We start from the raw sequence: 571 nt of genomic DNA on the forward strand, positions 1-571 counted from the left end.
GCATAAGCCGTTTATAGCGATAAACTGCCTGGCCATCAGGCACAAACGGCACACGCCGACCACGTGTTTTAATCACCCCCTTATCAACATCAAGCGCACCACGTAACCCCATCCCACACGCAGCTGCAGCAGAACGACGATCCAACCCACAGGCCCGAAGCTCCAAATACTCCACTCGCCGCGCCGTAGCCACAGCCCGCCGACCCTCAGGAGCAGGACGGGGCCGCGCACCAATCGATATCCCCACCCGGTATACCGACGAAGGATTCACACCCAACCGCCGCACAATATCCATTGGCGCGACATTCTGGGCAAACAACGCAACAATCTCGTCAACCACCTGTGACGACAACGTCTTATTCCGCAGTGGTAACCCATCACGATGCGCAATCCGATACGCCGTAGCTAACGACCATCCCAGATCCAGCCCAGCCGCACGCACCGACAAACCATCACCCACCACCAACTGGTGGAACCGAGTGATCTCCTCAACCGGTGGATCCCACCGTGACACCGTCATCACCAACACCAACCCTTCAGATCAGTGTTGCAACGACCACTAGAACTTAAG

At 57.1% G+C, this 571-nt stretch carries 1 pseudogene; it reads right to left on the reverse strand.

Going from position 1 to position 571, the window contains the following annotated elements:
* Positions 1 to 520 (reverse strand): annotated as a pseudogene (locus KBX17_RS11445) (IS30 family transposase); the annotation flags it as partial.
* Between the last annotated feature and the right edge of the window lie 51 nt (positions 521 to 571).

It is taken from the genome of Corynebacterium sp. CCUG 65737 (assembly GCF_024454115.1).
In the GTDB taxonomy this organism is placed as follows: Bacteria; Actinomycetota; Actinomycetes; order Mycobacteriales; family Mycobacteriaceae; genus Corynebacterium; species Corynebacterium genitalium.